The following is a 23,207-nucleotide window of genomic DNA, read 5'->3' on the forward strand; positions in this document are numbered from 1 at the left end:
TGGCGCAGGATGCCGATGATTTGCGCTTCACTAAAGCGGCTCTTTTTCATGGGGCAGTAGGGAAAGGGTGAGAAAATATACCCCTTTCCTCTACTTTTCACTGGCCTACTTCGAGGGGAAGCCTACACTTGCCCTACTATACGCTTGTTGAAGCACCTCTATAGCACTAACGAATAGCAGTACCCTGGCACACAGAATTCGTCAGGCTCTACTTTAGGCGTAGAATCCTCGGAATGAGATACAGGGGAAATGATACTCCTATCCAGTTTCAAATCTACCCTCAGCTCTGGACGCCGAAGGTATACACCGTGGTAGAATGCAGCACTGCGCCGGAGCGGAGAATGGTAGTGGGAAATTCGGGCTGGTTGGGTGAATCGGGGAAGTGCTGGGTTTCGAGGCAGAAGCCAGCGTGTTGGCCATATACCACGCCGCCCTTGCCCCGCAGACTACCATCCAGAAAATTACCCGTGTAGAATTGAACACCGGGCTGGTCGGTGCTGACGTGCAGCGTCCGGCCCGAAGCAGGGTCGTACACGCGGGCTGCTGCTGGCAGGCCACTGCCGCCCGCGCCGTTCAGCACCCAGTTGTGGTCGTAGCCGCCCGGCACCTGCCCTATTCGCCCCCCGATGACGTGTGGCGCGGTAAAGTCGAACGGGGTGCCGGCCACGGGGCGCAGCTCGCCGGTCGGAATCAGCGTGGCGTCGACGACGGTGTAGCGGTCGGCAAACAGCTGTATTTCGTGGGCTAATACGTCGGGGCGCTGGCCCAGGCTCAGGTTGAAATACGCGTGGTTTGTCAGGTTGACGGGAGTGGCCTTATCGGTGGTAGCGGTGTAGTCGAGGCGCAGCTCGTTTTTTTCGGTGAGCGTGTACACCACCGTCACGGCCAGATGGCCGGGGTAGCCTTCTTCGCCGTCGTGGCTTTGGTGCGTCAGCGTCAGCGTCTGGCCGGCGGCGCTGGTTCCGGCAGTGGCCTGCCACACTGCTTTGTCGAAGCCCCGCAGGCCGCCGTGCAGGTGATGCGCGCCGTTGTTGCGGGCCAGCGTGTAGTGGTGGCCGTCCACTACGAAGTGGCCGTTGCGGATGCGGTTGCCATACCGGCCAATCAGCGCCCCGAAATAAGGCCCCGCGCGCAGGTATTCGGCACTCTGGTAGCCGCGCATCGCATCGAAGCCCAGCACGATGTCGCCCAGAATGCCGCTGCGGTCGGGCACCAGCAGGCTAATGATTGTACCGCCGTAGTTGGTGATGGCTACGCGCAGGCCGTGGGCGTTGGAAAGCGTAAAAAGCTGCACAGCAGTGCCATCCTGGGTTGTACCAAAAGGAGCAATAGTAGGCATAGTGGTCAGAGGTTAGTGGATATCAGGAAGGAAGCACAGCCACCCGAACTGGTATCGGCTAGCTGTACCGGACCTGTTTAAACTACTCCCGGGCCACCAGAGTTGCCGGCCACGCCTGAGCACACTCACGTCGCACAAAAGTCGGGATACCCATTGCCGGGCCAGAGGTGAAAACGCGGGAATACCCTTGCTTTGTCGGGTGGCTGGCGGTAGAAACAGGACAGCCACCCGCTAGGCGACAATGTAGCCCGGGCCTGAAAGTTACGCTACAGAACCTACTTTCGAGCCGGCTCCCAACCCAATGCAGCCGCAAAAATGGTCTTCAACGTGTATTTTCAGCTTCCCTGGCTGTCAGGTAGCGCGCCCACCGCACCCGGCCGGGTTGGCACCGGGCACATCGCCATTGCAGCCGGTAGCCTGCCCGGCGGGATCTATCTGGTGTGCTACGCCGACGCCTGCACGCAGCTGGCTACCAGACTCGTGAAGCAGTGAAGGAATAGAAGTTATTCAAGAAGTCGCTGAAACCAGGTAGAACCTCATGCTGAGCTTGTCGAAGCATCTCGCGTGCAGTAAGTAATTAGACTTGTTCCTGAATTAGGAACCGATGCTAACATTCGGCTGTCATGCTGAGCTTGTCGAAGCATCTCTACCGCAATGCTAAGTACCACTGCGGTAGAGATGCTTCGACAAGCTCGGCATGACAGCCTTTTTGTGTTTCGCTTTATTCAGGAACAAGTCTATTAGATTACCGTTGCACGCGAGATGCTTCGACAAGCTCAGCATGAGGTTCGACAGACTTCCTAAACAACTTCGCAGAGTAGAGTTGCCTGAACCAAAAGAAAGGCCCGTCGAATAGCTTCGACGGGCCTTTCTTCTGTTGAAAAATTATAGTGACGCGAGCCTGCGCATCAATTGGTACGGCTGGTTAGTGAACCTATTCAATTCGCAAATCTGCTGATTCAATCAACGACGTGGCTGCACGGCTCGACTCCGGGCTGTTGCAGGCCTAATCCTCCATTGCCGAGCCTTCGGCCTGCGTAGCCAGCCGCCGCAGAATATCCCCCACGTCGTAGGGGTTGCCTTCCCGCACCGAGCGAATAGCGGCCAGCTTCCAGTTCAGAAAATCCTCGGGCTTGCGCCGCCGGTTCCCAACCCGTTCCGGATGCGCGACCAGCCATTGCTCAACAAGCATACGGGCGCGTTTTTCAGCCTGATTTTCCATGGTTTCAAGGAATAAAGTGGATAGTTAATATATCCTTTTTACCGCGCAAAAACAATTGCTAATCAGTCTATTATAGCGACTTCGTGCACGGTGCAACCCGGCTGCTGTAGCGACGCATATTCGCGTCTCGTCGCCCGCGCCGCCTGCCCGGTTTCGTTCACCGACGAGACACGAATACGCGTCGCTACAGCGGGTAGTTACGGTTTGCGAAACCGCTATAACAACCACACACTACCTACCCAGCATCTACGCTACTTCAGCAGCTCGTGCAGCACGGTTTGCATGGAAAAGGTGCGGTTGCCGGCTTCCTGAATGATGAGCGAGCCGGGCGCGTCGAGCACGGCGTCGGACACTTCCACGTTGCGGCGCACGGGCAGACAGTGCAGGAATTTGGCGCTGTCGGTCAGGGCCATGTGGGCGGGGGTGAGCATCCAGGCGGGGTCGTTGCCGAGCACCTGGCCGTAGTCCGTGTAGCTGCTCCAGTTTTTGGCTTGCACGTAGTCGGCGCCTTCCAGGGCTTTTTTCTGGTCGTATTCGATGCGGGCACCTTTGGTGAATCTGGGGTCCAGCTCGTAGCCCTCGGGGTGGGTGATGACGAAGTCGACCCAGTCGATTTCCGAGAACCAGTCGCAGAACGAGTTGGGTACGCACTGGGGCAGGGCGCGCACGTGCGGGGCCCAGGTGAGCACCACTTTCACGCGCTCCTTCTGCTTGGTTTCGGCTACCGTGATGAGGTCGGCGAAGCTTTGCAGCGGGTGCAGCGTGGCGCTTTCCAAGCTGATAACGGGCACGGTGGCGTACTGCAGAATCTTGTTGAAGACGACTTCGCCATAGTCCTCAGCCTTGTTCGTGAGGGTGGGAAACGTGCGTACGCCCAGCACGTCGCAGTACTCGCTCATCACCGCAATGGCGTCTTTGATGTGCTCCTGGGTGCCGCCGTTCATCACCGCGCCGTCGGCCATTTCCAGGGTCCAGGAGTCGGCCCCGGCATTCAGTACCCAGGCTTGCGCGCCCAGATTGTAGGCCGCCTTCACCGAGCTGAGGCGGGTGCGCAGGCTGGGGTTGAAGAAGATGAGGCCGATGGTTTTGTTGCGCCCGATGTGCTGGTAGCCGTAGGGGTTGGCCTTGATTTCGAGGGCTTGCTGCAACAGGGCTTTATAGTCGCCCGCATCGGCGAAGGAGGTGAAGTTTTTCATGGTGTAGCGGCTGTTTGAGTTAATTTTTTAGGTATCAGGAATGATGTAGAGACGCATAGTTGCGTCTCATCGTTGAACAAAACCTGGCCTTGAGGCGCAGGCGACGAGACGCAACTATGCATCTCTACATCACAATGGCAGCTTTTTGCTAACTCAAACAGCTTCTTAGAGATTATTGCGCAAGAACGGCATGATAGGGAAAAGGCAGCCAAACTTCCTAGTTTATACAAAGCGCACAAAAGGGCAACAACATATATTTGAACAAGCTCTCTTACAGCTAATGCCGCTGCTATGACTCTCGCCAACATCGATAACATGATGGTGTTGCACGGCCCAGTTCCGGCCCGGCTCACCGACGACGAGTTCTTCGACATCTGCCAGCACAACCCGCTTCTGGGCCTGGAGCGCAACGCCGACCACTAAATTATTGCCATGCCTCCCGCCGGTTCCGAATCCAGCCGCAAGTTCAGTGAAGTCACTTTTCAGCTGATGCTCTGGAACCGCCAGCATCAGCTTGGCTACGTATTCGAATCCTCGGCCGGCTTCGCGCTGCCCGACGGCTCCGTGCGCTCACCCGATGCCTCGTGGGAGCCCAAAGCTACTTATGAGGCCTTACCTGAACAACAGCGTCTGCGCTTCCCGCCGGTGTGCCCCACGTTCGTGGTCGAAGTCCGCTCGCCTTCGGATGGGCTGGCCCAGCTGCGCCGCAAGATGGACACCTATTTGGCCAACGGCGTAGCAGTCGGCTTCCTGCTCGACCCCACCAATGAAACCGCCACCATCTACCGCCCCGGCCAGGAATCGGATGAAATCAGCCGCTTCGACGCGACGCTGAGCGCCGAGCCGGCGCTGCCCGGTTTTGGGCTGGATTTGCGGCCGTTGCGGCGGGAATAAATCTACACTGCGTCCTCCTGATACATTACCCCCAACCACCCGCATACCATCCCCAACCTATCATCTCGGTAATGACAACCCATGAAAAAAGCTATTCAAAACAGCCTGCGTAAGGCCTTGGTTCTAGATGCCGACATGAGCTACGCGCTGTATAAATATGAGCTGGAAGAACACATCGATTATTGGAAAGCCGGAATGCGCCGGGATGGGGACGAATTTTTATTTGTCGTGACCGAGAATAGAGGCAACGTAGCGATGCTGCTGATGACTCCTAAAAACGAGCTATTTATAAACGAGCAGGCCCGCGAGCAGCTCCGGCTGCGTTGGCATACCAAAGGGGTGTACGAAAATAATATGAAGCTATTCCTACCCCTTATGGCAGAGCAGCTCGCAGCAGGCGAGGTGGCGGTGACTGGTGTAAAGACCGTTCAGCCGCCATCTGATCCGTTAAGCTAAAGCCCCGGCTGGCGCGAGTTTCGGAGGCGGGGTATAGTAGCGCGAAGCTCCGCTTCGCGTATCGTTGAACGAGCCGACCGGCACCCGTGCACCGAAACGCGAAGCGGAGCTTCGCGCTACAGGCAATCGGTTGTACACGGAGTCCGAAATGGCGCTAGCGCGGGTTTAGCGCAGCGTAACCCGTGCCGAATAGCGGGCGGGGCTGTGCCCCGGAATAGAACACAGTATCGAACGAAGCCAGCGGCGCGGCTCCGGTTTGCCGCTGGCACGGCAGTAGAGGCGCATCCCCCACCTCATGGCTGGTCACGAGGTACGCTGCGCTATACCCGCGCTAGTTGGGGGCTTGCTACATCCTTGCCCGGCTGATGTGGCCATGCGGCGGCCGGGCGCGCCAAGTCAGCTTGGGAGAGGCCCAGCCAGGGATGCAGGACTGGCAACGATTCGGCGCGGGGCAGGATGCTACGCCTGGGGAGGGAATGGTACAGGATAGGAGTGGTACACTTATTTTTGTACCACCCCCACCCTGTACCACCCCTACTGGCTCGCTGGCACGGTCCTGCCGGCGCGAAGGAAGGGCGGGCTGGCCCTGGTCCACCGTGGAACGGAATCGTTGAAAATCGGCGCACCCGACAGGCCGGGGCTACCCCCACCTACCCGCTTTTCGCAAACCACTGCGCGACGAGTATATCGTCGACATAGCCAGGCTGCGGCGGTGAGCGCCACCTTAGCGCCACCTTGCCCGTTTCCAGCACCAGCCGCCAGCAGAAACCGGTTGAAGCCGCCGATGGGTTGAGCTTACGAAGCAGGGGGTTCTTCCGTATCCTCGCCGCACGTTTTTTGCTCATTGGACCGGGAAGCTGAGTGCGTTTCCACCTTCTTCTTCGCAGCCCTCGGTGTACCAGCACCGGGGGCTTCTTCGGTTTCAGGGGCAGACGTATGCTGCGATGACTGGCGCGAGTTTAGCGCAGCGTAACTCGCGCCGAACATCCGGGCGAGGCTGCGCCTCGCATTAGAACGACACCGTTGAACGAAGCAGGCGGCGCTGCTCCGGTTTGCCGCTTTCGCGACAGTGGAGGCACAGCCTCCACATCATGGCTGGTCACGAGTTACGCTTCGCTAAACTCGCGCCAGTCTGGGGCTTCCTTTGGTGTAGATAGTTCATAGGATTCTATAAAATCACCGTTATTTATTTCTATCAAACGCTTTTTAAGCAAAGTATTCGATGGCGGTAAACATGGGAATACCTTTTTTCTCAGAGAATGTAAAGCAGCAATTGTTTCAGCTTTTGAAGTGTCTATATCAAACAACCAATTTCCTGTTAAATTGAAAATTCTGTTTTCACGTCCATCAGCTGCAAAGAGTACAATCCCATTAACTGACCCCGTTGATTGTGTAATCGTAAAATATTCGGAAAGGGATAAACAGTCCGTAATTACACCGTAATATTCTTAAAAATCAAGATTAGGGTCGAACCGATAGCCAAGCTCTTTGGGAAGCTCAGAAACTCTTTGACCTATTTTCAATAACGGCTTCTTGTTGTAGAATGGGTGTAATTCAAAACTACGCGGTTGCTTGTTTAAACAGGTCGGTGAGCAAGTGCAGTTGGGGGCTTTTCAGGGCCGAGCGTAAGCGCACGAGCCGGTCGAGCCCGCCATTAGACCAGCGCTGGCCGCTTCGTTTGAGCCGGACCTGTAGCAGGGTCCGGTGGGCGGCCTCGACGGGTCCGCTGCCGCAGAGCAGGCCGCGTTGGCGGAACAGGTCGTAGCGCAGGCGGGCCCGGTTGGTGCACAGGTAGGAGCCGAGTTGCGCCGCCAGCGGGGCCGTCAGCCCGGGCAAGGCCGCCACGGCCTGTTCCACGGCCGGGCTTTGTCCGGCCCAGAGCCGGGCGTATTGGGCCGGCAGCCAGGTGGGCGGCGCGTCGGCGGCCTGGGCGGCGGCGGCCAGCTTTTCGGCCACGTGATAGAAGTCGAGAATGTGCGTGGCGTGGGGATAAGCGGCTTTTAGCCAGTGGTGAATCCACTGCGCCCCGTCGGTGACAAAGACCTGGTCGGCCTGCGCGTCGGGCGGCAGTACGCGCTCAAAGCGTTGGGTAAAGGTGGCGTAGGCTCCCCGCTGGGCGACGTACTGGGACGGCCCGGTTTGCCCGGCCGGGGCGCTGGCCGGGGCGCTGTGCTGGAAGACGCGGCCGACTTTGACTTCCTGCCAGCCCGTGTCGGTGAAGAGCATCGAGCCATCGACCATGCCGTAGACCGGCCCCGGTCCGGCGCTCACCGACGGGCAGGGCGCATCGAGCGTGGCAGCAGGCAGGGCCCGGGCCGCCGCCTGGGTGCGGCGGTAGACCTGGGTCGTGCTCACGCGGATGCCCAGTAGGGATTCGACCAGCGGCGGCACGTGGGCAAAGACGTGGTCGGCCGCCAGCAGGACCAACTTGGCCTGCAGGTAGGGGCTGGTCCGCGAGCCCAGCACCGGGGCGCTGAACGGATTGGCTTTAGCGATGGCTACGCGCCCGAACCGGGTCTGGACGCTGTTTTTTTTTGCTTGTTGGCGGGCACCGGCCCCAGCGTCTGTTCGAGCACCGAACGCCCCAGCGCCGTCCACAACTGGTCAAACTTCTCCTCCAGTGTGTAAAAATCCGGCTCTTGGCCCAAGGCACGCAACTCCTCATACTGGGCGGCGGCTAGCGCCAGGTAGGCTTCTTTCGTCATGGGGCAAGTAGATTAGACCAGACCCTAAGTTACCAACCCAACGCGTAGTTTTGAATTACACCCCTCTAACGGTTTATCTGAAATATTAAAAGGACTAACAAATCAGGGGTACATAGAGCATTATATATTTGATTACGAGAGAATCGAAAGCAGCATTGTAGGCATCGCAAAGTACGAGAATTTATTTATTAGGTATTTCCCCGAATCTTATAAAAAATGGAAACAATTATACTATTTCATGGAACCAATATACTTATTTCAAATGTACTTAGATACAAAAGTTAATGAGTCTATTAAAGACACATTTTTGACGGCATTTAAATCTACAGGAAATCTAATAAAGTCCATCAGAATACACAACCACCTTGTAGATGCCTTGACAGAGTATGGAATAACCCTGATACACGACCCTGAATTCTACCACTATAAGCATCGCAGAGACAGTAGATACATTCTAGAAACAAAGTCAGTTGTATTATCAAGTGTAGGGAGGAGAAATTTTAAATTTAAAGACAATTACAACACAAGAACAAAAATCTTGGTTAAAGCTTTCTTGACGGGATTGATACCCCCTAAATCAGTTTTAAAAAGGAAAGGGGGTTTGTTTAGGTATGACACTGTTAATGAGACAATTGACAAGATTAGATACAGGTATGATATAATGTTGCCACCAAAAAGCTTTAGAAAATATGAGCTGAGTTTTGAGTTAAATAGTAGCATATACGTATTCAATACCTTGATAATTGTAGATGATGGACATTATGAATTATTAAATCGATTGTTTGATGACTTTAAAACTGTGTTGTCGTGACTATTCATTTCAACATACCGTCCGTTAAGAGCCCCCATGTTTAAGCAGCAGCTCAAACGTAGGGGCTCTTAAATTATACATTACTGGCACCATTTACATCGCCCGATACTCGTTCCAACTCTTAATCTTCAAATCCTTCATCTCCAGCGTGCAAAACGCCTTAATAAACGCCTTTGCCAGCCGCGCATTCGTCAGCAAGGGCACGCCGGAATCCACGGCGGTGCGGCGGATTTTGTAATCGTTATCCAGTTCGCCTTTTGAGAGGTTTTTCGGGATGTTGATGACCAGGTCGATTTTCTTTTCCTTTAGATACGTCAGCACGTTGGGCTCCTGCAGGTCGTCGGGCCAGAAGAGGAGGCTGCTGGGGATGCTGTTTTCGGCGAAGAAGCGGTGGGTGCCCTGGGTGGCGTAAATCTGGTAGCCGCGCTTCACCAGCAGCCCGGTGGCGGAGAGCAGCGCCACTTTCGACAGGATGGGGCCGCCGGAGATGAGCACCGTTTTCGCGGGGATTTTGTAGCCCACGCTCAGCATCGATTTCAGCAGGGCTTCCTCGGCGGTGTCGCCCAGGCAGCCCACTTCGCCGGTGCTCACCATGTCGACGCGCAGCACCGGGTCGGCGCCGGGCAGGCGGGTGAAGGAGAACTGCGGGGCCTTCACGCCCACGAAGGGCAGGTCGTAAATCCGCTCGCTTTCGTCGCGCGTTACTTCCTTGCCCAGCAGCACCTGGGTGGCCTTTTTGATGAGGTTGTTGCCCGAGATTTTCGACACGAAGGGGTAGCTGCGCGAGGCGCGCAGGTTGCACTCAATCACGCTGATGGCCCCGTTTTTTTCCAGGAACTGGATGTTGAACGGGCCGCTGATTTCGTAGCGGCGGGCCACCTTTTCGGCAATGATTTTGAGCTTGCGGATGGTGCCCACGTACACCCGCTGGGGCGGGTAGTACATGGTGGCGTCGCCGGAATGCACGCCGGCAAACTCGACGTGCTCGGATATGGCGTAGCTTACGATTTCGCCCTTGTCGGCCACCGCGTCCAGCTCAATTTCCTTGGCTTCCTGCATGAATTCGGACACCACCACCGGGTATTCGGCGCTGACTTCCTTGGCGGCTTTCAGGAATTCTTCCAGCTCGAAGGCGTTGGAAACCACGTTCATGGCCGCGCCCGACAGCACATAGCTCGGCCGGATGAGCACCGGGTAGCCCACTTCCCGCACGAATTCGTGCATGGTTTCCAGCGAAGTCAGCTCCTTCCAGCGCGGCTGGGCAATGCCCAGCTCGTCCATGATACTGCTGAACTTGTGGCGGTTCTCGGCCTCGTCGATGTGCGCGGCCGTGGTGCCCAGAATGGGCGCGTGGGCTTCTTCGAGGCGCATGGCTAAGTTGTTGGGAATCTGGCCGCCGGTGCTCAGAATTACGCCGCCGGGCTGCTCGAAATCCAGAATGTCCATCACCCGCTCGAAGCTCAGCTCCTCGAAGTAGAGCCGGTCGCTCACGTCGTAGTCGGTCGATACGGTTTCGGGGTTGTAGTTGATGAGGATGGTTTTGTAGCCCTCCTCAGCGGCCGTTTGCACGGCCTGTACGCCGCACCAGTCAAACTCGACCGACGAGCCGATGCGGTACACGCCCGAGCCCAGCACCACGATGGACTTCGCGGTTTCGCGGTCCAGGTCGTTTTCGGTGCCGTGGTAGGTGGTGTAGAGGTAGTTGGTTTTGGCCGGAAACTCGGCGGCCAGCGTGTCAATCTGCTTGATGACGGGCAGCACGCCCAGGGCCTTGCGGCGGGCGCGCACGCGCAGCTCGTCGGCCTTCACGTCGCCCTCGCCCAGCAGCTGCACGGTAATCTGCTGGTCCGAGAAACCGGCTTTCTTCACCTCGCGCAAGAGCTTAGTTTCCAAGCCATCGAGGCCCGTAGCGCGGCCGGCGGCCAACTGCTGGCCCAGCTTGAAAATGGTCAGCAAGCGCTGCAAAAACCAGTGGTCGATGCGCGTGAGCTGATGTACTTGCTCCAGCGTGTAGCCAGCCTCGAAGGCGTTGTTGATGGCGAAGATGCGCTCCTCGTTCGGCTCGCTCAGGAGCTGGTCGATGGTGTCTTTTTCGATGCTTTCGGGCCGGTTGGCCACGAAGCCGCGCTTGCCGGTATCGAGCATCCGCAGGCCCTTCTGAATGGCTTCCTCGAACGTTTTGCCGATGGCCATCACCTCGCCCACGCTCTTCATGGCCGAGCCAATCTGGCGGTTCACGCCCGAGAATTTGCCCAGGTCCCAGCGCGGCAGCTTCACCACCACGTAGTCGAGGGCGGGCTCGAAGAAGGCCGAGGTGGTCTGCGTGACGCTGTTTTTCAGTTCGGCCAGCGAGTAGCCCAGGCTCAGCTTGGCGGCCACGAAGGCCAGCGGGTAGCCCGTCGCCTTCGAGGCCAGCGCCGACGAGCGCGAGAGGCGGGCATTCACCTCAATCACGCGGTAATCTTCGGAATGCGGGTCGAGGGCGTACTGAATGTTGCACTCGCCGATGATGCCCAGGTGCCGGATGGTTTTGATGCCAATGGTGCGCAGCTTGTGGTACTCGCGGTTGCTCAGCGTCTGCGACGGAGCCACCACGATGCTCTCGCCGGTGTGGATGCCGATGGGGTCGAAGTTCTCCATGTTGCAGACCGTGATGCAGTTATCGAACTGGTCGCGCACCACTTCGTACTCCACTTCCTTCCAGCCCTTCAGTGATTCTTCCACCAGAATCTGGTCCGAAGTCGTGAAGGCCTGCCGGGCCAGGGGGCGCAGCTCGTCCATATTATTGGCGAAGCCGCTGCCCAGTCCGCCCAGCGCGAAGGCGGCCCGCACGATGATGGGGAAGCCGATGGTTTCGCCGGCGGCCAGCGCCTCAGCCATGCTGGTGCAGGCCACGCTGCGGGCCGAGAGCACCCCAATCTGGTCCAGCTTGACCTTGAAAATCTCCCGGTCCTCGGTGTCGATGATGCTCTGCACGGGCGTGCCCAGCACGCGCACGCCGTACTGCTCGAACACGCCGGCCCGGTACAGGGCCACGGCGCAGTTCAGGGCCGTCTGGCCACCGAAGGCCACCAGAATGCCATCGGGCCGCTCTTTTTTGATGACTTCCTCCACGAAGTAGGGCGTCACGGGCAGGAAGTACACGTCGTCGGCCATGCCGTCGGAGGTCTGCACGGTGGCAATGTTGGGGTTGATGAGGATGGTGCGGATGCCTTCCTCCTTCAGCGCCTTGAGGGCCTGCGAGCCGGAATAGTCGAACTCCCCGGCCTCGCCAATTTTCAGCGCGCCGGAACCGAGGATGAGTACTTTGTTGGGTTTGTTCATTAGGTCGTGCAACGTTCGCCTCACCCCCCGGCCCCCTCTCCGAAAAGGAGAGGGGGAGTGTGATGGTTAAGGAGATGCTTTTGAAGTGTTTATTGGGTTACCTTCTTGCTTATATATCTTATGTTCATTGTTTCGCACTCATAGAATATCATTTCAGCGTCACCAAAAACCAGCATTGTACCCAATCCGTGACCTACTGTTGCAGATATAGCCTCTTTTGTATTTAAAAATTTAGCGTCTATTTTTTTGTTCTCACTAATGACATAGCAAGTCGTATTAGCTACGCCGTTCTTTTCAGTAGACGTTAGAATTACATCTTCTTCAATTCCATTCACGGGAGCAAATAGCGAAGGTTCAAGAAAATTAAAATGAGACAAGTCTTTAATAAATTTTACCCTGTTCTTTTCCGAAGAAACAAATTGGATATAACGGTCGCGCTTAGACTTATTAACGAACCTTTTAATTACCTTAACTTCCAAGCTGATATTTGAAGCCATAATGCAGGCAAGTAATTAAATGGAAGATATTTATGCAGTCTCAGCTCCCCTTCTCCTTTTCGGAGAAGGGGCCGGGGGATGAGGCGTTTCGTTAGGCTGTCTGGCCCTGCTTATACTCCACCACGGCCGCCAAAAAATCATCAAACAGAAACTCCGTATCCTCCGGGCCGCCGGCGGCTTCGGGGTGAAACTGGGTGGAGAAAAACGGCTTGGACGTGTGCTTGATGCCTTCGCAGGTGCCGTCGTTCAGGTTCTCGAACAGCATCTGCCACTCGGCGGGTAGCGTTTCGGTGTCCACTGCGAAGCCGTGGTTCTGGCTGGTGATGTAGCAGCGCTGGGTGCCGGTGAGCTTCACGGGCTGGTTGTGGCTGCGGTGGCCGTATTTGAGCTTGAACGTGTCGCCGCCCGCCGCCAGGCCCATGAGCTGGCTGCCCAGGCAGATACCGAAAATGGGCTTGTCCTGGGCCAGGGCCTTTTGCAGGTGCCGGATGGTGGCTTCGCACATTTTGGGGTCGCCGGGGCCGTTGCTCAGGAACAGGCCGTCGTAGGCCAGGGTCGTGAAATCGTAGTCCCAGGGCACGCGAATCAGCTCCACATCGCGCTCCAGGAAGCAGCGGATGATGTTGGTTTTGGTGCCGCAGTCCACGAGCACGATTTTGTGCTGGCCGCTGCCGTAGTGCCGGATGCCGGCCGGGCTCACCTGCGCCACCAGGTTGTCGAGGTTGGGGTCGTGGAAGGGCACGTCGTCCCCGGCCACGATTTTGCCCAGCATCGCGCCTTTCTCGCGCAGCTTCTTGGTGAGCATCCGGGTATCGACGCCGCAGATGCCGGGGATGTTGTACTCCTTCAGCCAGTCGCCAAGGCTTTTGGCGGCGTTCCAGTGGCTGTGCTCCTCGGAGTAATAATTGACGACCAGCCCGGCAATGTGAATTTTGTCGGACTCGAAAATCCTGGAAATCGACTCGTAGAGCTCTTCGCCGGGCACGCCGTAGTTACCCACCATGGGGGTGGTGAGCACCAGAATCTGGCCGGCGAAGGACGGGTCGGTGAGGTTTTCGGGGTAGCCCGTCATGGCCGTGCTGAACACGACCTCGCCGGCGGCGGAGGTGAAGGCGCCGAAGGATTCGCCGGAAATGGAGGTGCCGTCTTCGAGGGTTAGGGTTACTGTTTTGGTCATGATGGATGAATGCAGGAAGAACGTCATGCTGAGCTTGTCGAAGCATCTCTACCGCTTCGTTGAATGGCTCAGCCGAAGCGGTAGAGATGCTTCGACAAGCTCAGCATGACCGCTCGTTTAATGTGAATTTTTTCTAACACAAACGGCCTCTATATGCCGTCCAGCCCCGGCAAGCCGAGCAGGCCAGCGGCGCGGCGCGCCACGGTTTTGACACTGGCAACGTCCGGGCCGGTGATGGTGAGGTGACCCATCTTACGGCCTGGGCGCGCGGGCGACTTGCCGTACAGGTGCAGGTGCGTGCCCGGCAGGCTCAGCACGGCGGGCCAGTCCGGCTCACGCGGTTGACCGCTGGCGTCAAACCACCCATCGCCCAGCAGGTTGAGCATGATGGCCGGGGAGTGCTGGCGCGGCGGCGGCAAGGGCAAGCCCGCCAGGGCACGGACCTGCAGGTCAAACTGCGACACGTCACAGGCGTCCAGGGTGTAGTGGCCGCTGTTGTGCGGGCGCGGGGCCATCTCGTTGACAACCAGGCCGCCGTGCTCACTGCCGTCGTCTACCACAAAAAACTCGACGCACAGCACCCCGACGTAGCCAATGTGATGCGCTATCGAAACAGTAGCGTCGCGGGCACTCTTTGCCAGGGCTGGCGGCATATTTCCTTCGTAAGCGTGGGTCACGGCCAAAATGCCATCGACGTGCACGTTGCGCTGCGGCGCGAAGCTGACGACCCGCCCGTCCCAGCCGCGCGCCACCAGCACCGAGCACTCGGCGGTGAGCGGCAGCAGCTTTTCCAGCACGCAGGCGCCGCCGCCCAACTCCGCCCAGGCGGCGGCCAGCTCAACAGCGGTCCTGACGCGGACCTGGCCCTTGCCGTCGTAGCCCAGGCGCGCGGTTTTCAGAATGCCGGGCAGCAAATCCGCCCGGTCGGCCTGGACGGCCTGCAGCTGGGCCAGCGTTTCAATCACCGCATAGGGCCCGCAGCTCACCCCCGACCTGTCGGCGCAGGACGCGAAGTGGGCTTTTTCCGCGATGCGGTTTTGGGCAATGCCCACCACGGCCGCGCCCGGCGCCACGGGTCGGGTCCGCGCCAGCGCTTGCAGGGCCTGGGCGGGCACGTTTTCAAACTCGGTGGTGATGGCCTGGCACAGGCCGGCCAGCTGCGCCAGCCCGGCCGGGTCGTCGTAGGCGGTCTGGATGTGGTGGTGGCTCACCCGCCCGGCGGGGCTTTGCGCGTCAGGGTCCAGCACGGCGGTGAAGTAACCCAGGCGCTGGGCGGCATGCACAAACATGCGGCCCAGCTGGCCGCCACCCATCACCCCCAAAGTGGCCGGCTGGCCCGCGGCATCCGCACTGCCCGGCAAAACCGGGGTCATCGCGGCAACGTGAATACCGGCGCTCATAGCGGCAGCGTCATGGCGCGAGCGGCTTCGGTTTGTTCGGCGCGAAACGCCTGCAGCTTGGTAGCCAGGCCCGCGTCATGCAGGGCCAGCATGCTGACCGCGAACAGCGCGGCATTGGCCGCCCCGGCATTGCCAATGGCAAACGTGGCCACGGGCACTCCTTTGGGCATTTGCACGATGCTGTGCAGCGAGTCCACCCCCTGCAAATGGCGACTGGCCACCGGCACCCCCAGCACGGGCAGCGTGGTTTTGGCGGCCATCATGCCCGGCAGGTGGGCGGCCCCACCCGCGCCGGCAATGATGGCCTGCAAGCCGCGCGGGCCGGCTTGTTCGGCGTAGGCAAACAAGTCGTCGGGCATGCGGTGGGCCGACACCACGCGCGCTTCGTGGGCCACGCCAAAGTGCGCGAGCATCTGCACGGCATGCTGCATGGTGTCCCAGTCGCTGCTGGAGCCCATGACCACGCCAACCAGGGGCTTATCCGGGGCGGCGCTGGGGGTTTCTGATGTGGGGAGGGTACTCATTGAAAAATATTTGGTCGTCATGCTGAGCTTGCCGAAGCATCTCTACCGCAGTGGTACTTAGCATTGCGGTAGAGATGCTTCGACAAGCTCAGCATGACCGCCTTTTTGTAAAACCAATTTCATCAAAACACTTAACCATCAGCGCTCCAGCAGAATTTCCGTGCCTAAAATTACCAGGTCCACCCGGCCTTGCAACGTCTGGTCGAGGAAGGGCGTGTTCTGGGATTTGGATTTCATGAACTCCCGCGTGAAGGTTGTTTCCGCTTCGGTATCGAACAAGAGGCACTCGGCTTTTTGGCCGACTTCGATGGCGGCTACCGGCAGGCCCATCAGGCGGCGCGGCTCCGCCGAATAGCGTTTCACCACCAGGTCCCACCCGAATTTTCCGGGCCGGACGAAGTAGTGATGGAGCGACACCAGCGCCGTATCCAAGCCGGTGATGCCATTGGGCGCGCTGATGAAATCCTGTGATTTTTCAAACGGCGTGTGCGGCGCATGGTCCGTGGCAATAAGGTCGAATACGCCTTCGATGAGCCCCGCCAGCAGCGCATCACAATCCGCCTGCGTCCGCAGCGGCGGGTTCATTTTATAGTTCGTGTCGTAGTCGCCGATGTGCTCGTCGGTGAACATCAGGTGGTGCGGGGCCACTTCGGCCGTCACCTTCACATCGCCGCGGGATTTCCACCAGCGGATGGTTTCCATCCCGAGCTTGCTGGAAACGTGCTGGATGTGCACGTGCGCGCCCGCCGCGTGGGCCAGGCGGATGTCGCGGTCGATGATGATTTCCTCTGCGCAAGCCGGCGAGCCCTTGATGCCGAGCCGGTAGCTCATCACGCCTTCGTTCAGGGCGCGCGGCCCGGCCAGCTCCGGCACCTCGCAGTGGCTGGCGAAGAACATGCCGAACTCGGTGGCATACTGCATGGCCCGCAGCAGCACTGCCGGGTCGCCGGTGGTATCTCCGTCGTCGGTCAGCATGGTCACCCCGAGGAGGCGCATCCCGTCGATTTCGGCCAGTTCCTTGCCCTCCCGGTCCTTGGTGACGCAGCCGGAGGTGTACACCGGAATGCGGGACTTGCGTTTGGCGCTTTCCAGCACGGTTGATACCACTGCCGCCGAGTCGATGGCCGGGCGGGTGTTGGGCATCATCACCACGCCGGTCACGCCGCCGTTGATGGCCGCTTCGCTACCCGTGGTAATGGTTTCCTTGTTCTCAAAGCCCGGGGCGCGGAAATGCACGTGGGCATCAAACATGGCCGGCATCAGAATCCGGCCGCGCGCGTCGATGACACGGGCACCCTCGGGAATGGCCAAATTGTTACCAATTTGCTGAATTATTCCTTCGACAATCAGCACATCGCCTTCGACAAGCACAGGTGAGTTTTCGGAGGCGATGCGGGTGTTTTGAAGCAGGAGCATGGGGGGAGAAGGGCTGTAAACGGGCAAGGGGTGGAAAGGAGATTCTGACGGTTGGAGATAAAAAAATACGGGCGGAACCAGCCGCTACTGGCGGCCCTCAAGTCATAACCAGCGTTGAGGCAGCCCCATACCGGGTGGCATACGCCGGTTCCGGCTTCGGCAAGTCGCCCCCCGGCGTGAGCCAGTCGAGCACAGCCATCCGCACAGCAATGCCGTTTTCAGCCTGGTTGTTGATCAGACTGCGCTCATAGTCCATCACGGCATCACAGAGCTCCACGCCCCGGTTTACGGGGCCGGGGTGCATGATGTAGAGGCCGCGCTGGCGGATTTCCTCCAGGCGGGTGTTGGTGATGCCATAGATGCGGTGGTACTCCCGAAGGCTGGGAAAAAACTGCACGTCCTGGCGTTCCATCTGCACGCGGAGCAGGTACACGACATCAGGCGCCCACGCCATGGCTTGCTGATAGTTGGTGAAGCGGCAGATGGTAGCCGGGCCATACTTGGGCACCAACGACCCCGGCCCGAGGAAGGCAACCTCAACGCCCAGCTTTTGCAGCAGCGTGCTGGTAGAGCGCGCCACGCGGGAGTGGAGCACATCCCCGATGATGAGGACTTTCTTGCCCCGGGGGTCGGAAAATTTTTCCTTAATGGTGAAGGCATCCAGCAGGGCCTGGGTCGGGTGCTCGTGCGCCCCGTCGCCGGCATTGATGACCGCCGCCTTGGTTTGGCGAGCAATCAGGCCGGGCAGGCCCGACCGGCTATGCCGGACGATGAGGTAGTCGGTGCGCATGGCCTGGAGCGTCTCGACCGTTTCACGCACCGACTCGCCCTTGGTGATGGAGGAGTGCGCCACGTTGAAATTCGTTACCTCGGCGGAGAGGCGTTTGGCGGCCACCTCGAAGGAAGAATGCGTGCGGGTGCTGGGCTCGTAGAATAGCATGAGCACCGACTTGCCCTCCAGGACGGGCACCTTTTTCCCTGAGCTGGTGAGCAGCTTCTTGAAGGCAGTGGACTGGTCGAGCAAAAGCTCGATTTCCTCACGCTGCAGGGATGCAATGTCGAGCAAATCTTTACGGGCCATACTGGAGGTAAGAAAAAGTGAATTGCGGGGTGGGAGCTGACGGACTCAATGGGCATAAAAAAACCGTTTCGGATTCCGAAACGGTGGCGGGGCAATACCCAGAAAAAACAACGAAAGCGTCAGAGGTAAAATCAGGAAAACTGATGGTATCGAAGACCTTTAGGTCCACCCGCGGTTCCTCATCGAGCAAGGTTCCGCGCTTCATCAACAAATTGTTTGCTTGAAGCATGCTGCAAAGCTACGGTATTGTTACGTTCGGCAACATACCGGCGACGTTATTTTTTTCGCGCCGCCTTCCTCAACTTGTCCTGTTATCCTGTCTGGCTAAGTGCTGTACTTTTTCTGCGGTATACCCCCCACCCGTGTTTCGGCAATCCGGCGGCGGCCGGGCAGATCTGCGCGGTCCTCCGGGTTATTCCACCTAGCAGGGTACTTAATCTGTTGGGGACGGGTCATTCTGTCGTATGTTTCCCCCCTGGCCCCCTCTCCGGGCGGAGAGGGGGGACTAGCTGCCAGATCTCAGCACTGGTTATCAGAGGAAAAGCGAGGCAGTGAAAAGACGCTGGAGCTACTTTTTTAGCGCTGGTTCCTCCTCTTCTTTTTCGCAGAGGGGGCCGGGGGGTGAGACGAGCCGGTACAGCGCCCCCAAAAACCGGTCAACCTCCGCCTTCGTGATATTCAGCGGCGGCAGTAGCCGCAGCACCGTGGGGTCCGAGGCGTTGCCCACGAAAATGTGGTGGTCGGTGAGCAGCTTGTCGCGGATTTCCTTGATGGGGAAGTCGTATTTGATGCCAACCATCAGGCCCCGGCCGCGAATTTCTGCGGCCCCGGCGTGGGCCAGCAGCTCCGTGCGCAGGTAGCCACCGAGCTCGGTGGCGTGGGCCAGCAGGTTTTCGTCTTCGACTACTTCGAGCACGGCCAGGGCGGCGGCGCAGGCCAGGTGGTTGCCGCCGAAAGTGGTGCCCAGCAGGCCGTAGGAGGCTTGTAGGCGGGGCGAAATCAGGATGCCGCCGATGGGGAAGCCGTTGCCCATGCCCTTGGCCACAGAAATGATATCGGGCCGGATGCCGGTGTGCTGGTGGGCGAAAAACTTGCCGCTGCGGCCGTAGCCGCTCTGCACCTCATCGGCAATCAGCAGCACATCATTAGCCCAGCAGAACAGCGCCAGGTGACGCATAAACTCGTCGGAAGGCATAATGATACCGCCCACGCCCTGAATCGGCTCCACGATAACGGCGCATACGTCGCCGCCGTGCAGGACGGCCAGCACCGCCTCCAGGTCGTACTCCACGAAAGTCACGGCGTGGCCCGCGTTGAAGGGCGCCACGATTTTCGGGTTGTCGGTAGCCGCTACTGCGCCCGAGGTGCGGCCGTGAAACGCGCCTTTGAACGCCACCACGCGGGTTTTACCGGTGTGGAAGGAGGCCAGCTTCAGCGCATTCTCGTTGGCCTCGGCCCCCGAGTTGCACAGAAACAGCGCGTAATCCTCGTAGCCCGATACCTGGCCCAGCTTGTGCGCCAGCTCCGTCTGAATCGGAATCTGCACCGAGTTGGAGTAGAAGCCGATGTTTTGCAGCTGCTCCGTCAGGCGCTGCACGTAGTGCGGGTGGCTGTGGCCGATGGAAATCACGGCGTGGCCGCCGTAGAAATCCAGGTACTCCTGGCCCTTATCGTCCCAAAGTTTCGCGCCGAGTGCGCGCACGGGCGTGATGTTGACGAGTGGGTAAACGTTGAAAAGCTCCATGTGAAATAGAGATTAGATGTTAGAGCTTAGAACTCGGGAAAAGAACGTCATTCCGAGCGCAGCCGAGGAATCTCGCGTGCTGATGTTGCAATGGTAACCCGGACGTCAGCACGCGAGGTTCCTCGACTTCGCTGCGCTGCGCTCGGAATGACGTTCTAATGGGTCTAGAACAACCCAGCTTTCAAATTCAACCCCGTCGTTTCCGGCAAGCCAAACAACAGATTCATATTCTGCACCGCCTGGCCCGATGCGCCTTTCACCAGATTATCAATTACCGAGGTAATTAATAATTGCTTGCCCTGTTTCTGCACGTGCAGCAGGCATTTGTTGGTACTCACCACCTGCTTCAAATGAATTTTCTGGTCCGAAACCGTGGTGAATGGCGCGGCGGCGTAGAAATTCCGGTACAGCTCCCGCGCCTCGTCCTGCGTCAAATCCGAGGGCGTGTAGACGCTGGCGAAAATACCCCGCGCGAAATTGCCGCGGTAGGGAATGAAGTGAATTTCCGCCGCGGATTGCGGCTGTAGCTGCGCCAGACTCTCGCCGATTTCGCCGAGGTGCTGATGCGTGAAGGGCTTGTAGATGGACACATTGTTGGTGCGCCACGAGAAATGCACCGTTTCCGACAAGCTCTGGCCCGCGCCGGTCGAGCCGGTGATGGCCGACACGTGGATGTCGTCGGTAAGCTTGCCGGCCTGCGCCAGCGGCAGCAGCGCCAGCTGAATGGCCGTGGCAAAGCAGCCGGGATTGGCAATGCTCTGGGCCTGCCGGATGCGGCTTTTGTTCAGCTCCGGCAGGCCGTAGATGAACTCACGGCCTTCAAACTCAGCATCGGCCGTCAGGCGGAAATCGTTGCTCAGGTCGATGATGTGCGTGGTTTCGGGCAGGGCGTTTTTGTGCAGCCAGGCTTTGGAATTGCCGTGGCCCAGGCATAGAAACACCACGTCCTCGTCGCCGGCCAGCTCCGAAGCAAACACCAAGTCGGTTTCGCCCACCAAGTCGTCGTGCACCTGGTGCACCGGGTTACCTGCGTTGGAAGAGCTGACGATGCCACCCAGCTCCACGAACTCGTGATGCAGCAGAATGCGAATCAGCTCGCCGGCCGTGTAGCCCGCGCCGCCGACGATGCCGGCTTTAACCCCTCCCCCGGCCCCTCCCCAAAAGGGAGGGGTACCAGACGTATCTACGTTTGCAGCCATACTTGAGAAGGTATATTAAGCCCCTCCCTTTTGGGGAGGGGTTGGGGAGGGGTTAAACGAAGAATGAATGCGCAGCTGGTTGCTGAAAATCTTGATGAAACCCTTGGCGTCGCGGCCGTCCCAGGCGTCGTTTTCCTCGCCGTAGGTAGCCACTTTGGAGCGCATCATGTCATACGGCGACTCGATGCCTTGCAATTCAAATTGATACGGCTTCAGCGTCACGAACACCTTGCCCGACACCCGCTCCTGCGACGACGTCAGAAACGCCTCGAAGTCGCGCATCACTGGGTCGAGGTACTGGGCCTCGTGCAGCAGCGTGCCGTACCAGTTGGCGATGTAGTCCTTGTGCAGCAGCTGCCACCGGCTAGAGGTGTGTTTTTCCAGCAGGTGGTGGGCCTTGAGCAGAATCAGCGGGGCGGGCGCCTCGAAGCCCACGCGGCCCTTAATGCCCAGAATCGTGTCGCCTACATGCGTGTCGCGGCCAATAGCGTACTGGCCGGCCAGCTCGTTCAGCGCCTGAATCAGCGCCACCGGGTCCATCGATTGGCCATTGAGCGCCACTGGCTCGCCCTGCTCGAAGGTGATTTCGATAGTTGTCGGCTCGGTGGTGCTGAGCTGCGTCGGGTACGCCGATTCGGGCAAGGCTTTATCCGAAGTCAACGTTTCGACGCCGCCCACGCTGGTGCCCCAGATGCCCTTGTTGATGGAATATTTGGCCTTTTCCCAGCTCATCTCGAAGCCGTGCTGGTTGAGAAAGTCGATTTCGGCCTGGCGGCTCAGTTTCAAATCACGAATCGGCGTGATGATTTCGGTATCGGGCGAAATCACCGAGAAAGCCACGTCGAAACGTACCTGGTCGTTGCCGGCGCCAGTGCTGCCGTGGGCAATGTAGTCGGCCTTGTGCTCCCGGGCATACTCGGCCAGGGCCAGGCTCTGGAACATGCGCTCGGCGCTGACACTCAGCGGGTAGGTGTCGTTCTTGAGCACATTGCCGAAAATGAGGTAGCGCAGGCAGTCCTGGTAAAAGCGCTGCGTCACGTCGATTACCTCGTGCTTCGAGGAGCCCAGCTCGTAGGCCCGCTTCTCGATGGCGGCCAACTCCTCCTCGGAAAAGCCGCCGGAGTTGACGATGACCGTGTGCACTTCCAGACCCAGCTCCCGGGTCAGGTACACCACGCAGTAGGACGTATCCAGACCGCCGCTGTAAGCTAAAACTACCTTTTTCATGGGTTGAGGATAATATTAGAACGTCATTCCGAGCGAAGCCGAGGAATCTCGCGTGCTGAGGTTGCAATGGTAATCCGGACGTCAGCACGCGAGATGCTTCGACAAGCTCAGCATGACCAATGCTTTTGCCTTTACCGTTCCTGGCTTAGGATTTCAATGGTGTGCTGGCTGAACTGGTCTTCGAGCTTGTCGTAGACCATGCCGGTGCAGAGGCACATTTTGCGCTGGTTTTCCTGCAGAATCGGGTAGTTTTTGCAGCCCGCGCAGCCCTTCCAGAAATCGTCGCTTTGGGTGAGCTCGGTGAAAGTGACGGGCCGGTAGCCCAGCTCGCTGTTGATCTTCATCACCGGCCCGCTGGTGGTGATACCGAAGATTTTGGCCGCCGGATACTTGGTGCGCGAGAGCTCAAACACGCGGTGCTTGATGGCGCGGCCCAGGCCTTCCTGGCGTAGCTCGGTGTTCACAATCAGCCCCGAATTGACGACGAACTTATTGTCCTCAAAGGTTTCGATGTAGCAGAAGCCCGCCAGCTGATCGGCCACGAAGGCAATGACAGCATCGCCGCGCTCCATCTTCTTCTTCAAGTAGTTAGGATCACGCTTGGCAATACCGACGCCCCGTACTCGGGCCGATTCGGCGTACCACTGGCACAGGGTGTCCACGTGCTGCGCATCGGCAGCCTGGGCGACTCGTAAAATCATGGTCAAAGCTCGGTTGGCTGCCTTAGCGTGTGGCAGCAGACTCGGAAAGACGAAAGCAGGGGAAGCGCAGCAGCGCGGCAACCGGCGCGAGTGCCGGTTTTGGGGAGGGAAACCCAGAAAAAAGCGGGCTTGGCGGATCAGGCCGGGGAGCGGGGCATTCCGGCACCGGGCCGGAAAAAGTCACACGAAGGAATTACACTCGGACTTGGGTCAGTTATTCGTACAAGTTCTCTTCAGTGGGGCCGTAGTAGCTAACGGCCCCGCGCCGGGTTATCGAAAGAACCGGCGAAGTAT

Annotated in this window: 19 protein-coding genes; 3 read left to right on the forward strand and 16 right to left on the reverse strand. The window is 58.7% G+C overall.

All coding sequences use genetic code 11. The annotated features are described in order from the left end of the window. Positions 1–280: 280 nt before the first annotated feature. The 3 genes from E5J99_RS16925 to E5J99_RS16935 form a co-directional block, all read right to left on the reverse strand. Positions 281–1,339, reverse strand: a complete 1,059-nt coding sequence (locus E5J99_RS16925; protein ID WP_135499004.1) for an aldose epimerase family protein — start codon at positions 1,337–1,339, stop codon at positions 281–283. 1,006 nt (positions 1,340–2,345) lie between these two features. Next, positions 2,346–2,561 carry a hypothetical protein gene (locus E5J99_RS16930; protein WP_135499005.1) on the reverse strand — a complete coding sequence of 72 codons (216 nt, stop codon included), beginning with the start codon at positions 2,559–2,561 and terminating at the stop codon, positions 2,346–2,348. A gap of 251 nt (positions 2,562–2,812) precedes the next feature. Then, positions 2,813–3,757 carry a Rossmann-fold NAD(P)-binding domain-containing protein gene (locus E5J99_RS16935; protein WP_135499006.1) on the reverse strand — a complete coding sequence of 315 codons (945 nt, stop codon included), beginning with the start codon at positions 3,755–3,757 and terminating at the stop codon, positions 2,813–2,815. Positions 3,758–4,048: 291 nt separating this feature from the next. Here E5J99_RS16935 and E5J99_RS22070 point away from each other — a divergent pair, with 291 nt between their 5' ends. From E5J99_RS22070 to E5J99_RS16945, 3 genes are all read left to right on the forward strand, one after another. Further along, the gene (locus E5J99_RS22070) at positions 4,049–4,180 is read left to right on the forward strand and encodes a hypothetical protein (RefSeq protein ID WP_262713031.1); all 132 of its coding nucleotides are present in this window, start codon (positions 4,049–4,051) and stop codon (positions 4,178–4,180) included. Positions 4,181–4,189: 9 nt separating this feature from the next. Further along, positions 4,190–4,651, forward strand: a complete 462-nt coding sequence (locus E5J99_RS16940) for a Uma2 family endonuclease (RefSeq protein ID WP_210114473.1) — start codon at positions 4,190–4,192, stop codon at positions 4,649–4,651. An 81-nt stretch (positions 4,652–4,732) separates the two neighbouring features. Then, entirely contained in the window at positions 4,733–5,107 is a 375-nt protein-coding gene (locus E5J99_RS16945) for a hypothetical protein (RefSeq protein ID WP_135499007.1), read from the forward strand. Positions 5,108–6,667: 1,560 nt separating this feature from the next. Here E5J99_RS16945 and E5J99_RS16950 read toward each other — a convergent pair. From E5J99_RS16950 to E5J99_RS17010, 13 genes are all read right to left on the reverse strand, one after another. Then, entirely contained in the window at positions 6,668–7,573 is a 906-nt protein-coding gene (locus tag E5J99_RS16950; RefSeq protein ID WP_135499008.1) for a hypothetical protein, read from the reverse strand. A 32-nt stretch (positions 7,574–7,605) separates the two neighbouring features. Then, positions 7,606–7,812, reverse strand: coding sequence for a hypothetical protein (locus E5J99_RS16955; RefSeq protein WP_135499009.1), 207 nt, complete (start codon positions 7,810–7,812; stop codon positions 7,606–7,608). A 904-nt stretch (positions 7,813–8,716) separates the two neighbouring features. Next, on the reverse strand, positions 8,717–11,947 hold the full coding sequence (carB, locus tag E5J99_RS16960; protein WP_135499010.1) for a carbamoyl-phosphate synthase (glutamine-hydrolyzing) large subunit: 3,231 nt from the start codon (positions 11,945–11,947) through the stop codon (positions 8,717–8,719). 89 nt (positions 11,948–12,036) lie between these two features. Then, positions 12,037–12,444: a hypothetical protein gene (locus E5J99_RS16965; protein WP_135499011.1), complete on the reverse strand. Its 408-nt coding sequence runs from the start codon at positions 12,442–12,444 to the stop codon at positions 12,037–12,039. A gap of 91 nt (positions 12,445–12,535) precedes the next feature. Next, positions 12,536–13,621 carry a glutamine-hydrolyzing carbamoyl-phosphate synthase small subunit gene (gene carA / locus E5J99_RS16970; protein ID WP_135499012.1) on the reverse strand — a complete coding sequence of 362 codons (1,086 nt, stop codon included), beginning with the start codon at positions 13,619–13,621 and terminating at the stop codon, positions 12,536–12,538. Positions 13,622–13,770: 149 nt separating this feature from the next. Continuing rightward, a complete protein-coding gene (locus E5J99_RS16975) occupies positions 13,771–15,021 on the reverse strand; it encodes a 5-(carboxyamino)imidazole ribonucleotide synthase (RefSeq protein WP_210114474.1) in 1,251 nt (416 codons plus the stop codon). Then, entirely contained in the window at positions 15,018–15,545 is a 528-nt protein-coding gene (gene purE, locus E5J99_RS16980) for a 5-(carboxyamino)imidazole ribonucleotide mutase (protein ID WP_135499013.1), read from the reverse strand. Before purE ends, E5J99_RS16975 begins: the two co-directional genes overlap by 4 nt. Before the next feature lie 138 nt (positions 15,546–15,683). Next, positions 15,684–16,961, reverse strand: a complete 1,278-nt coding sequence (locus E5J99_RS16985; RefSeq protein WP_135499014.1) for a dihydroorotase — start codon at positions 16,959–16,961, stop codon at positions 15,684–15,686. Positions 16,962–17,058: 97 nt separating this feature from the next. Next, complete coding sequence (locus E5J99_RS16990; protein WP_135499015.1) at positions 17,059–18,042, reverse strand: aspartate carbamoyltransferase catalytic subunit; 984 nt, start codon at positions 18,040–18,042, stop codon at positions 17,059–17,061. Between the two features lie 568 nt (positions 18,043–18,610). Then, positions 18,611–19,786 (reverse strand): aspartate aminotransferase family protein, encoded by a 1,176-nt coding sequence (locus E5J99_RS16995; protein ID WP_135499016.1) that lies wholly within the window; start codon positions 19,784–19,786, stop codon positions 18,611–18,613. Between the two features lie 164 nt (positions 19,787–19,950). Further along, the gene (gene argC / locus E5J99_RS17000; protein WP_135499017.1) at positions 19,951–20,985 is read right to left on the reverse strand and encodes an N-acetyl-gamma-glutamyl-phosphate reductase; all 1,035 of its coding nucleotides are present in this window, start codon (positions 20,983–20,985) and stop codon (positions 19,951–19,953) included. A gap of 15 nt (positions 20,986–21,000) precedes the next feature. After that, positions 21,001–22,212, reverse strand: coding sequence for an argininosuccinate synthase (gene argG, locus E5J99_RS17005; protein WP_135499018.1), 1,212 nt, complete (start codon positions 22,210–22,212; stop codon positions 21,001–21,003). A gap of 131 nt (positions 22,213–22,343) precedes the next feature. Then, positions 22,344–22,913: a GNAT family N-acetyltransferase gene (locus tag E5J99_RS17010; protein WP_135499019.1), complete on the reverse strand. Its 570-nt coding sequence runs from the start codon at positions 22,911–22,913 to the stop codon at positions 22,344–22,346. Between the last annotated feature and the right edge of the window lie 294 nt (positions 22,914–23,207).

This window comes from Hymenobacter elongatus (assembly GCF_004745955.1).
GTDB classification, from domain to species: domain Bacteria; phylum Bacteroidota; class Bacteroidia; order Cytophagales; family Hymenobacteraceae; genus Hymenobacter; species Hymenobacter elongatus.

What these genes read in the sequence shown, in the direction of transcription:
- E5J99_RS16925 (WP_135499004.1), bottom strand. Translation starts at nt 1,339, where the DNA reads ATGCCTACTATTGCTCCTTTTGGTACAACCCAGGATGGCACTGCTGTG.
- E5J99_RS16930 (WP_135499005.1), bottom strand. Translation starts at nt 2,561, where the DNA reads ATGGAAAATCAGGCTGAAAAACGCGCCCGTATGCTTGTTGAGCAATGG.
- E5J99_RS16935 (WP_135499006.1), bottom strand. Translation starts at nt 3,757, where the DNA reads ATGAAAAACTTCACCTCCTTCGCCGATGCGGGCGACTATAAAGCCCTG.
- E5J99_RS22070 (WP_262713031.1), top strand. Translation starts at nt 4,049, where the DNA reads ATGACTCTCGCCAACATCGATAACATGATGGTGTTGCACGGCCCAGTT.
- E5J99_RS16940 (WP_210114473.1), top strand. Translation starts at nt 4,190, where the DNA reads ATGCCTCCCGCCGGTTCCGAATCCAGCCGCAAGTTCAGTGAAGTCACT.
- E5J99_RS16945 (WP_135499007.1), top strand. Translation starts at nt 4,733, where the DNA reads ATGAAAAAAGCTATTCAAAACAGCCTGCGTAAGGCCTTGGTTCTAGAT.
- E5J99_RS16955 (WP_135499009.1), bottom strand. Translation starts at nt 7,812, where the DNA reads ATGACGAAAGAAGCCTACCTGGCGCTAGCCGCCGCCCAGTATGAGGAG.
- carB (WP_135499010.1), bottom strand. Translation starts at nt 11,947, where the DNA reads ATGAACAAACCCAACAAAGTACTCATCCTCGGTTCCGGCGCGCTGAAA.
- E5J99_RS16965 (WP_135499011.1), bottom strand. Translation starts at nt 12,444, where the DNA reads ATGGCTTCAAATATCAGCTTGGAAGTTAAGGTAATTAAAAGGTTCGTT.
- carA (WP_135499012.1), bottom strand. Translation starts at nt 13,621, where the DNA reads ATGACCAAAACAGTAACCCTAACCCTCGAAGACGGCACCTCCATTTCC.
- E5J99_RS16975 (WP_210114474.1), bottom strand. Translation starts at nt 15,021, where the DNA reads ATGAGCGCCGGTATTCACGTTGCCGCGATGACCCCGGTTTTGCCGGGC.
- purE (WP_135499013.1), bottom strand. Translation starts at nt 15,545, where the DNA reads ATGAGTACCCTCCCCACATCAGAAACCCCCAGCGCCGCCCCGGATAAG.
- E5J99_RS16985 (WP_135499014.1), bottom strand. Translation starts at nt 16,961, where the DNA reads ATGCTCCTGCTTCAAAACACCCGCATCGCCTCCGAAAACTCACCTGTG.
- E5J99_RS16990 (WP_135499015.1), bottom strand. Translation starts at nt 18,042, where the DNA reads ATGGCCCGTAAAGATTTGCTCGACATTGCATCCCTGCAGCGTGAGGAA.
- E5J99_RS16995 (WP_135499016.1), bottom strand. Translation starts at nt 19,786, where the DNA reads ATGGAGCTTTTCAACGTTTACCCACTCGTCAACATCACGCCCGTGCGC.
- argC (WP_135499017.1), bottom strand. Translation starts at nt 20,985, where the DNA reads ATGGCTGCAAACGTAGATACGTCTGGTACCCCTCCCTTTTGGGGAGGG.
- argG (WP_135499018.1), bottom strand. Translation starts at nt 22,212, where the DNA reads ATGAAAAAGGTAGTTTTAGCTTACAGCGGCGGTCTGGATACGTCCTAC.
- E5J99_RS17010 (WP_135499019.1), bottom strand. Translation starts at nt 22,913, where the DNA reads ATGATTTTACGAGTCGCCCAGGCTGCCGATGCGCAGCACGTGGACACC.